General features: G+C 75.5%; 9 protein-coding genes and 1 pseudogene. 3 read left to right on the top strand and 7 right to left on the bottom strand.

What is annotated here, in order from left to right; genetic code table 11:
• Positions 1-102 precede the first annotated feature (102 nt).
• Complete coding sequence (locus ACZ6Q9_RS18235) at positions 103-1,032, top strand: DMT family transporter (protein ID WP_396830231.1); 930 nt, start codon at positions 103-105, stop codon at positions 1,030-1,032.
• 101 nt (positions 1,033-1,133) lie between these two features.
• Here ACZ6Q9_RS18235 and ACZ6Q9_RS18230 read toward each other — a convergent pair whose 3' ends face one another.
• The 5 genes from ACZ6Q9_RS18230 to ACZ6Q9_RS18210 form a co-directional block, all read right to left on the bottom strand.
• Entirely contained in the window at positions 1,134-1,649 is a 516-nt protein-coding gene (locus tag ACZ6Q9_RS18230) for a 2'-5' RNA ligase family protein (RefSeq protein WP_393267692.1), read from the bottom strand.
• Between the two features lie 23 nt (positions 1,650-1,672).
• Complete coding sequence (locus tag ACZ6Q9_RS18225; RefSeq protein ID WP_396830230.1) at positions 1,673-2,719, bottom strand: NAD(P)-dependent alcohol dehydrogenase; 1,047 nt, start codon at positions 2,717-2,719, stop codon at positions 1,673-1,675.
• A 297-nt stretch (positions 2,720-3,016) separates the two neighbouring features.
• Positions 3,017-3,775, bottom strand: a complete 759-nt coding sequence (locus ACZ6Q9_RS18220) for a Pr6Pr family membrane protein (RefSeq protein ID WP_396830229.1) — start codon at positions 3,773-3,775, stop codon at positions 3,017-3,019.
• 201 nt (positions 3,776-3,976) lie between these two features.
• Positions 3,977-4,816: a hypothetical protein gene (locus ACZ6Q9_RS18215; protein ID WP_396830228.1), complete on the bottom strand. Its 840-nt coding sequence runs from the start codon at positions 4,814-4,816 to the stop codon at positions 3,977-3,979.
• A 98-nt stretch (positions 4,817-4,914) separates the two neighbouring features.
• Positions 4,915-5,418 (bottom strand): DinB family protein, encoded by a 504-nt coding sequence (locus tag ACZ6Q9_RS18210; protein ID WP_393267682.1) that lies wholly within the window; start codon positions 5,416-5,418, stop codon positions 4,915-4,917.
• A gap of 131 nt (positions 5,419-5,549) precedes the next feature.
• On the opposite strand from ACZ6Q9_RS18210, the pseudogene ACZ6Q9_RS18205 reads away from it, so the two are divergent.
• Both ACZ6Q9_RS18205 and ACZ6Q9_RS18200 read left to right on the top strand, forming a co-directional pair.
• Positions 5,550-6,470, top strand: a pseudogene (locus ACZ6Q9_RS18205) (DUF72 domain-containing protein).
• A gap of 83 nt (positions 6,471-6,553) precedes the next feature.
• Entirely contained in the window at positions 6,554-7,084 is a 531-nt protein-coding gene (locus ACZ6Q9_RS18200; RefSeq protein ID WP_393452351.1) for a DinB family protein, read from the top strand.
• A 59-nt stretch (positions 7,085-7,143) separates the two neighbouring features.
• Here the strand turns inward: ACZ6Q9_RS18200 and ACZ6Q9_RS18195 are convergent, their stop codons facing one another.
• Both ACZ6Q9_RS18195 and ACZ6Q9_RS18190 read right to left on the bottom strand, forming a co-directional pair.
• The gene (locus ACZ6Q9_RS18195; RefSeq protein ID WP_363704184.1) at positions 7,144-7,509 is read right to left on the bottom strand and encodes a hypothetical protein; all 366 of its coding nucleotides are present in this window, start codon (positions 7,507-7,509) and stop codon (positions 7,144-7,146) included.
• 180 nt (positions 7,510-7,689) lie between these two features.
• On the bottom strand, positions 7,690-8,316 hold the full coding sequence (locus ACZ6Q9_RS18190; RefSeq protein ID WP_396830227.1) for a hypothetical protein: 627 nt from the start codon (positions 8,314-8,316) through the stop codon (positions 7,690-7,692).
• Between the last annotated feature and the right edge of the window lie 239 nt (positions 8,317-8,555).

Here is an 8,555-nt window from a genome sequence, read left to right as displayed (position 1 = left end):
AACACCCCCCGGATCATGCGTACGACAGGGGCAGTAAGTCATACCAGGCCGGGCGACCGAGCAGTCCCCGGCTGGGGACGATCAAAAAGGTAACGGGCGGCGATGGGCGGCGGACCGTGGGCGTTGCTGCGGCTGGGCGTACTGGCCCTGCTGTGGGGCTCGACCTTCTTGTGGATCAAGGTGGCCCTGGAGGGGTTGTCCCCGGCCCAGGTCACCGTCGCCCGGTGCGCCCTCGGCGCCGCCGCGCTGCTGGTCGCCTGCCGTTGGGCGGGGCACCGCCTGCCCCGCGACCGGGCGACGTGGGGCCGCCTGGTGGTCGCGGCCTTCTTCTGCAACGCCCTGCCGTTCGCCCTGTTCAGCGTGGGGGAGCGGACCGTCGACTCCGGAGTGGCCGGCGTGCTGAACGCCACGACGCCCCTCTGGTCGGTGCTGCTCGGGGTCGCCCTCGGCACGGAGCGGGCGCCGCGTCCGGTCCGACTGACCGGACTGCTGCTCGGCTTCGTGGGCGTACTGACGATCTTCGCGCCCTGGGGCCGGGCGGGGCTCGTCAGCGTGGACTCGCTCGCCATCCTCGGTGCCGCCGCGAGTTACGCGGTCGGCTTCGCCTGGATGGGCCGCGAGCTGGCCGGCCGGGGCACCCCCACCATCGCGCTGTCCGCCGCCCAGCTCGTGGCGGCCACCGGGTGGAGCGTCCTCGCCCTGCCCGCCGGCGGCCTGGTCGTGCCCCGGCCCACCCCGGCGACCGCCGTCGCCGTCGTCGTCCTCGGCGTGCTCTGCACGGCGATCACATTCCACCTCACCTTCCGGGTCGTCGCGGAGGAGGGCGCGACGAACGCCGCCGCCGTCGGATACCTGCTGCCGGTGGTGTCAGTGGCGCTGGGGGCCGTGTTCCTGGGCGAGGGCCTGACGCCGCGTACGGTCGTCGGAATGGTCGTCGTGCTCGCCGGCGTGGCGCTGACCCGGCGCGGCGCGGCGGCCAGGGACGCCCCGCCCGCCGAGAACCCGCCGCACCCCGTCGCCGCCCGGTCATGACGGCGCACCCGGCGGGCTGCGGCGCTCCGGCGAGGGTCTGGGGCGGGGTGGCGCACCGGAGGGCTCGACGCGGCGCGCCGGCGGTCAGCCGGTCCGAGCTGCTACGGCAGCGGGACCGAGATGCCCCGGGCGTGGTCGGTGAGGGCCGCGCCGACCACGGTCGCCTCCAGCGGCAGCACCTCCAGGCAGCGGCGCACGGCGGCGGCCATCAGCGCGTTCGGCACCCGCATCGACAGCGTGCAGTGCGGCACCCAGCGCCCCGGCTGGTAGTGCTCGACCAGCCCGATGCCGGCCTCGGCCAGCCGGCCGTGCACCTCGGCGTGGTGCGCGAGCAGCTCGGCGGTGGGGGTCGGGCCCAGCCAGAGCACCCGCCCGACGAACTGACCGGCGTGCTGGAAGCTCAGCCGCAGCGGCGCGGCCACCACCGTGCCGCGCAGCGCCGCCGCGACCCGTTCCGGGTCGAAGCGGGGCGCGACGGCGAGCGAGACGTGCGGTCGGTGGCGCTGCTCCAGCAGCGACCGCATGCTCTGCACGCCCTCGGCCTCCAGCGCGTCCCAGAGCACCCGGATCCGCCGGGTGGCGTCGGTGTCCAGGTAGAGCTCCAGCGCCGCGACCACATGATCACTTTAGGACGTGGTGGTCACGGCACGACGACGGCCCGGCCCTCCAGCGTGCCGTCGGCCATCTTCCGGTACGCGAGGACCGCCTCGTCGAGCCGGAAGGTGCTGGCCTTCGGCTTCACCAGGCCCCGGGCGCCCAGTTCCAGCACCTCGATGAGCTCCGGCCGGCTGCCCCAGTACGTGGTCTGGATGCTCACCTCGTACGGCACGCCGAAGTAGCTCACCGGCAGGGTGCCCCCGCCGATGCCGACGATGGTGAGGTCGCCGACGGTGCGGGCGGCGGCGGCACCGAGCGCGAGGGTGGGGTTGGCCCCGACGAAGTCCAGCACCACGTCGGCGCCCCGGCCACCGGTGGCCCGGCGGATCTCCTGGGCGGTGCCCTCGCCGGAGAGCATGGTGAGGTCCGCGCCGCACTCCTCGCCGAGCTTCAGCGCCTCCTCGCGGGTGTCCACCGCGATCACCCGGGCCGCGGTGGTGGCCTTGAGGATCTGCACGCCGACGTGGCCGAGCCCACCGACGCCGACCACCACCGCGGTGCTGGTCGGCCCGAGCTTCTGCCAGGAGCGGCGGATCGCGTGGTACGGGGTGAGGCCCGCGTCGGTCAGCGGCGCCGCCAGCACCGGATCGAGCCCCTCGGGCAGCGGCACCACGTGCCGGGCGTGCGGCACCAGCATGTACTCGGCCATGCCGCCGTCCAGGCCGAGACCGCCGCCACCGCCGGGCACCGGCGCCTCGGCGATGTTCTCGCAGTACGGGTCGATGCCCACCCGGCAGCGCGCACAGGTGCCGCAGCCCCACGGACCGTAGACGGCCACCGGCTGGCCCACCGTCAGCCCGGTGACCCCGTCGCCGAGGGCGTGCACCCAGCCGGCGTTCTCGTGGCCGAGGGTGAACGGCGGGTTCCACGGCACGGCGCCGGCCTCGAAGTCGTGCATGAGGTGGAGGTCGGAGTGGCACGCGCCGGCGGCCCCGATCTTCACGACCACCTGCCCGGGGCCCGGGGTCGGCTCGTCGACCTCGACCAACTCGGGTTCCGACTTCCAGTTCGGCAACCGCAGCGCGCGCATGAATGTCTCCTGTCCTCCGGTTTCCGGCTCCGCCCGCCGCCTGCCCGCTCAGCGCCCGGTCAAACGATCCGCCTTCCGGTGGCCGCAGCGCTGCGCCACGTCGAGTGGCGCGGTGCTGGCGGCCTCCCGCGTCTCACCCCGTCCGGGTGAGTCGGGCTCACCCCCGCCGGTGTCCTGCTCCGAACCGTCGGCTGCCCACACCGACAGGTGCGGCCCGATGCCGAGCCCGCACCGCTGGCCTTGGGCACTGGTCGAAGACCGCGTACAGCTCTGCGACGGTCGCCGGGAGCGCGGTCGTCACGGCACGGCCGGCGCGTCGGGCCGGCCGCCCGGGGTGGCGCCCGACACCGGGGCGGAATCGACGGCCGCCGACCGCTGCGCCGGGGCGGCTGTCCCGGACGGGGGCGTGGCGGGGGCGGCCGGTGGTCCGGCACGGCGGGCCAGGCCCCGGTCGACGCCCACGAAGAGCAGGCCGAGCAGCCAGAACGCGACGGCGAAGAAGACCGCGCTGACGCCCACCCCGTCGTAGCCCAGCTCCCCGGCGTCGAGGAACGGGTACGGGTACCGCTCGACCACCAGCCCACGGACCAGCGCGAAACCGAGGTAGCCCAGCGGGAACGCCAGCCACCACGCCGCATACCGCGGGCGGAGCCGGCCCCGCCGGTCGAACAGCGCCCAGTCCGCCACCGCGAGCAGCGGCACGACGGTGTGCAGGAACTGGTTGCCCAGCGCCTCGCCGAACGCGCGGTCGGGCTGCGGCATCGCGAACGGGCTGGCGGGGTTGTCGAGCACCAGGTGGTAGACCACGCCGGTGATGGTGATGTAGAGGGTGACCGCGCCCTTGAGCGGCGACGGCGGCTCGGGACGGTCCCGCCAGGCCAGCCAGGCGGCGTATCCGGCGAGGAGACCGACGGCGACGTTGCTCTGGATGGTGAAGTACGGCAGCAGGCCGGTGACGGTGGCGGGACCCAGCGCGGTGAGCACGATCCCGGCCAACACGCTGATCACGATCACCACGCGGAAGAGCATCGCCACGCGTCGACGCCGCAGACTCATCGGGGCAAGCTATCAGCCGGGCCGATCTGGGTCACCGGGCGAGCGCCGGCCGGTGCGCGTCGGCGTCCCACCGGCTGGCCGAGCCACCCGCGCGGCGCGTTCGTCACGTGCGCGGCGGCCCCTTCCCGGCGGCGCCCCGGGGCGGTGCGTGACCCCGGACAGCGGTGGTCCGTCGTGCCCCGCGGCGCGATGGCGTGGGGGTCAGCGCCCGTCGCCGCTGCCCGGTGTGGGGCGACCGTGGTCGGGCGAGACCTGGATGTTGCCGGGCGAGATCTGGATGTTGCCGGGCGAGACCTGGACGTCGCCGGGCGAGATCTGGACGTTGCCGGGCGCCGAGGGTCGGCCGGCCGGGACGGAGGGTGATGTCGTGGGTCGCCCGGACGGCTGGGGGGTCGGGGTGCCGTCGGGCCGGTCGACCGGTGTGCCCGATGCCCCGGGGACCGCCGACTCGCCGGGCAGCAGGCGGTCGCAGTAGCCGGCCACCTTGCCGCGGCCGCCGGCCGCGCGGACGAGGTCGTCGAAGGCCGGCTTGTCCAGGGCGCGGCCCGGGCCGTCGCCGTCCGTCCGGTAGGCCCGGCACAGCGCTGCCACGGACGCGCTCGGGTCGGGCCGACCCTCCGTCGTGGTGGGCGGCGCGGACGGCCGGCCGGAACCCGCGGTGGGGGAGACGGCCGGAGGCGGCGCGGGTGTGGCGGTGGTGGGGGCGGGGCCACGCAGCGGTCCGGGCAGGGTGCCCCCGGTCGCGGCGAAGGCCACCCCGCCGGTGACGGCGAGAGCGACACCGGCCAGCGCGGCGCGAACGCCGAAGCCGGCGAGGGCGCGGCCCCGACGACTCCGCTCGGGACTGCCGACGGGGGTGCCGGCCCGCGCCAGCCGGTACGCCCGTACCGCGGCGTCCTCCCCGGCGAGCTCAGCCGCGCGGGGTGCGGCACGGACCGCCGTCAGGAGCGACGCGACAGGTTGCGGAGCGTCCCGCGGGTCGACGACCGGACCGCCGAGCAGTCGCTCGACGGTCTCCTGGTCCATCCGGTGTGCTTTCATCTCGTGTCCCTCAGCGCCGCCAGATGCCGGGACGTCACACGGAATGGAGTGTGACGTCCGACAACCACCGGGCCGGGAAGCGGGCCGCGCGGGGGGCGTCAGCCCATGGTCTTGGCGCCGTCGATGGCCTCGCGGAGGATGTCGGCGTGCCCCGCGTGCTGGGCGGTCTCGGCGATCAGGTGCAGCAGGACGCGGCGGACCGTCCAGCTCGCGCCGGGCTCGAACCAGGGGGCCTGCGGCAGCGGGTGGGCGGCGTCGAGGTCGTGCGTGGCGACCAGCTCGTCCGTCGCGGCGGCCACCCGGTCGTAGTCGGCGAGCAGCCCGGCGAGGGTCTCGCCGTCGAGCATGCGGAACTGGGCGGCCCAGTCGAGGGGCTCACTGTTCATCGCCTCGGCGCCGCCGACGGCGAACCGCATCCACCGGTGCTCGACCTGCGTCACGTGCTTGATCAGGCCGCCCGGGCACAGCTCGCTGACCGTGCTGCGGGTCGCGGCCTGCTCGTCGGTGAGCCCCGCGACGGTCTGTCGGAGGAAGCCGCGATGCAGGCGCAGCGTCTCCACCAGGTCGGCCCGCTCACCGGTCAGCTGCTCTGTCGTGGTCATCCCGCCACCCCTCTTCACGGACGTCCGAACGGGCTCAGGATAGGGCCGGCCACCGACAGAAACCGCGTCCTGTCGTGCCGGCTTTCCGCCACCGGTTGCCGAGTCGTCCGATTCGCGATCCACTGAACCACATGGGTGTCATCAAGGTGGGCACGTCGTCCTGGGCGGACCAGATGCTGCTGCGCTCGGGGTGGTACCCGCGTGCGGCGAACACCCCGGCCGGCCGGCTCGGCTTCTACGCCGGGCGCTTTCCCCTGGTCGAGGTCGACACCTCCTACTACGCCGTGCCCGTGCCCGAGACGACGCAGGGGTGGGTCGACGCCACGCCGGAGGGGTTCACCTTCGACGTCAAGGCCTTCAGCCTCTTCACGGGCCACCCGACCCCGGTGGCGGCGCTGCCCCGCGACCTGCGCCCGGCCGGCGGTCCGAGCCGGATCCGGCGCCGGGACCTGCCGGCGACCGCGTAGGACGAGCTGTGGGACCGGTTCCGGGCGGCGCTCGACCCGATCGCGGCGGCCGACCGGCTCGGCGCGGTCCTGCTCCAGTTCCCGCCGTGGCTGGCCCGCGGCGCCGCCGCCGAGCGCCGCATCGCCGAGCTGGCCGAGCGCTGCCGGCCGTGGCGGGTCGCCGTCGAGCTGCGCCACGGGTCCTGGTTCGACGGCACGGCGGCGCTGGACACGCTCGGTTTCCTGCGGGAGCGCGACCTGTCGTTCGTCTGCGTGGACATGCCGCAGGGGCACCCCTCGTCGGTGCCGCCCATCCTGTTCGCCACGGCGGAGCTGGCGGTCGTCCGCTTCCACGGGCACAGCAGCGCCTGGGGGACGGGGGACAAGCAGGAGAAGTTCCGCTACGCGTACGGCGACGAGGAACTGCGCCGCTGGTCGGAGCTGCTGACCGAGCTGGCCGGGCAGGCCGGCGAGCTGCACGTGCTGTTCAACAACTGCTGCGGCGACCAGGCCCAGCGCGACGCGGACCGGCTGGCCGAACTGCTGGGCGTCGAACCGGTGGGGCGGGTCCGCCCGGCGCGGGCGGGGGCGGCGTCGCCCTCCTGACGGCGGGCGTGCGACCCGGGTCGGCCGGCCCCGCGGGGCTAATTGCGTCGACCGGGCCGCGCGGGCTCCGGCATGATCGCCGGGTGACGGCACCCTCTCGCGCGCTCTTGCGCTGGCAGTTCGACCTGACGTGGTCGCTGTTCGAATACCACCTCGAGCGCATCGAGCCGGCGGACTTCCTCTGGGAGCCGGCCGGGCTCTGCTGGACGGTGCGTCGCGGCCCCGACGGCGGCTGGACGCCCGACTGGGCCGACACCGAACCCGACCCGGTACCGGTCCCGACGATCGGCTGGCTGACCTGGCACATCGGCTGGTGGTGGACGGTCACCACGGACCACCTCCGGGGGCAGCCGCCACGACAGCGCGCCGACGTGGAGTGGCCGGGCGCGGGCGAGCCGACGGTCGCGTGGCTGCGCGGCCTGCGTACCGAGTGGCTCGGTGTCCTCGACCGCCTCACCGACGCCGACCTCGACCGCACGGCATCGCTCCCCTGGCAGGACGACACCGAGCACACGGTGATGCACATGCTCGGCTGGGTCAACGCCGAGTTGATGAAGAACGTCGCCGAGATCGGTCAGCTCCGGCTGCTGCGCGCGGCGGGACCCGGGGCCTGACCGGGCCGCGCCCCGAGGCCGGGGACGGCCGGGACGTACCGCGCCGCCGCCCACGTCGCTCAGGAGCGCCGGCCCCGGGTCCGTAGCGCGTCCTCCGTCCGCTCCTCGACGTCGGCGGCGTCGGGGAAGGTCCGCCGGGACGGCGCCGGGTCCGGGGGCGCGCCGGGTCCGGCCGGCAGCGTACGGGTCGGCTCGGTCGGCCCGAATCCGTGCCGGCCCCCCTTCCCGGCCGGCCCCGCCGGCTCGCCGGCGCGGCGGTCCCCGCGCCGGCCCTCCGGCACGGCGGTCTCCTCACTGCCCTCGTCCATCGGGTCGTGCTCGCCGGTGCCCCAGGGCGGTTCCGCGTCGAAGCCGTCCCTGGTCACCCACGGGGTGATCGACTCCGGTGTGCGCCTGCCCCCGCTGCGTCCGTCTCCTGCCGCCATGGTCACCTCGCTGGTCGGGTCCGCCGCTACCGGCCCCGATTGCCCGTCCCGGGGCCGGTCATGCCTGCGCGGGCGCCCCGGCGCGGTCGTGCCGGGCGGACCCGCCGCGCCCGACTCCGGACGCGGAGCGGCGCCCCGCCGCCGAGGAGTCGGCGGGACGCCGGTGGGCACGTCGCCCGGTCAGCGACCGGACATCGCCATCCGCCTCTTCTTGGCCGCCGCGCCCATCGCCATCACCGCGCCCATCCCCTTCGGCAGCCCGCCCGCGCGGCCGAGCATCCCCCGGAACACCTCGCCGGGCTTCTGCTGCTCGCCCATGTACGCGGTCACCACGATGAGCGCCCCCGTCAGCGCGGGCACCGCCCACTGGAGCATCCGCATCTTCCGCTGGCAGGACGCCACGTTCGACGGGGTCTGCGAATTGGGTTCGGTGACCCCCTCGACCGACGGGCCGCCGGCCTTCTCCAGCTTCATGCCGAGCATCCGGCTGTAGCCGGTCACCGCCAGCGCGCTGACCGTCAGCGCGGTCTTCAGGGTGCTGACCCGGGCGACTCCCGACTGCGCCGCCATCCGGGGGCTCTCCGTCACCAGTTCGCCGACGGCACCCGCGAGGTGGGCCCCGATGGCGGCGGCGTTCACCGGCGTCCACCGGGCCCAGCCGGCCGAGGCCATCGGCAACCGCTGGGTCGAGTCGTTCATCTGTGCCGCCGCGCCGTTGACGCCGAACGCTCCCATCAGGGAGCCCCCGAACCAGGCCGCCAGGCCCAGATCGTGCATCGAGCGCAGTGCGGTGTGCCGTTCGGACATCTGATCCCCTTCCACCGTGTTGGGCGCTGCGGCATACCCGCCGCCCGGTCGGCTATGCCCGTCCGTCACCTGCCGATAGGGCGCGGTCACGCGGATTCCGGGGAAGACCGGGAACCGGTGGCGTGGCCGCGCCGCGCCGCGGGCCCGGCCGGGCCCGGCCCCCGCGGGGGCGGGCGGGGGCCCCCGCGCCGGGGGCCGGCCGGGGGGCGGCATCCGGGCCGCGGGGGGGCGGCCGGCGG

The organism is Micromonospora sp. NPDC049139, from assembly GCF_055586845.1.
This window is presented reverse-complemented; position numbering and strand designations above follow the sequence as displayed.

Coding starts and splice junctions, on each gene's coding strand:
- ACZ6Q9_RS18210 (WP_393267682.1), bottom strand. CDS start 5,418: ATGACCACGACAGAGCAGCTGACCGGTGAGCGGGCCGACCTGGTGGAG.
- ACZ6Q9_RS18215 (WP_396830228.1), bottom strand. CDS start 4,816: ATGAAAGCACACCGGATGGACCAGGAGACCGTCGAGCGACTGCTCGGC.
- ACZ6Q9_RS18235 (WP_396830231.1), top strand. CDS start 103: ATGGGCGGCGGACCGTGGGCGTTGCTGCGGCTGGGCGTACTGGCCCTG.
- ACZ6Q9_RS18225 (WP_396830230.1), bottom strand. CDS start 2,719: ATGCGCGCGCTGCGGTTGCCGAACTGGAAGTCGGAACCCGAGTTGGTC.
- ACZ6Q9_RS18195 (WP_363704184.1), bottom strand. CDS start 7,509: ATGGCGGCAGGAGACGGACGCAGCGGGGGCAGGCGCACACCGGAGTCG.
- ACZ6Q9_RS18220 (WP_396830229.1), bottom strand. CDS start 3,775: ATGAGTCTGCGGCGTCGACGCGTGGCGATGCTCTTCCGCGTGGTGATC.
- ACZ6Q9_RS18190 (WP_396830227.1), bottom strand. CDS start 8,316: ATGTCCGAACGGCACACCGCACTGCGCTCGATGCACGATCTGGGCCTG.